The organism is Weissella sp. DD23 (assembly GCF_001579105.1).
GTDB lineage: Bacteria > Bacillota > Bacilli > Lactobacillales > Lactobacillaceae > Weissella > Weissella cibaria.
In genome coordinates, this window is sequence record NZ_KQ970395.1 from 141,627 (window position 1) to 142,239 (window position 613).

The 613-nt window shown below is 42.3% G+C and carries 1 protein-coding gene; it reads right to left on the bottom strand.

Going from position 1 to position 613, the window contains the following annotated elements; translation table 11 throughout:
- Nucleotides 1-188: 188 nt before the first annotated feature.
- On the bottom strand, nt 189-613 hold a 425-nt coding region (locus WEIDD23_RS14840), incomplete at its 5' end, for a thiamine diphosphokinase (RefSeq protein WP_242865498.1).

Consider the following 613-nt stretch of genomic DNA (forward strand, 5'->3'; position numbering starts at 1 on the left):
AGCGAGTACGCTTTCCGTTGACTGCATCAACTGCCATATGTTTACCCTCCAATCTTAAGCTCTTTAATTCAGTGCTTTTATTTACTTGAACAATAATATCAAACCCTTACCAGTTGTGCAAGGGTTTTGTGTAAAGTATTTTTACTTTACACGAATATCACAAGGTGATATTTTGGCAAACCCCCGACTTAGTCGCTTGTCTGCCCATTTAAGTCACGACTTTGAATCACCGCAACCATGCCGGAAGTAAATTCGAAATGATTCACCTCACCCGCAAATTCGTTTGACGAAAATGAAAAGGGGTTCCCTGACCAATCCGTCAAACGATATTTTTCATCAACTAACGTTAGCCCCGTGACTGGTGTCAGTGGCATAAACCCTAGATAGGTCATCCCCAGTGTATGCGTAATTGTGTGCTGGCCTGGCAGATAAAACGAAATTTCATTTGTCCGATCAATGAGCACAATTTTGGTTGCTAACGTTTGAAAACGTGGTTGCGTAAAAATCCAAATATTTGACAGTAACTGATCGATCCGGCCACCAGTGGCCCCGTATATTTCAATGCGGTCCGGCTGATAGTCTTGTTCAATCAGTGATAGTAACAGCTCTGTGT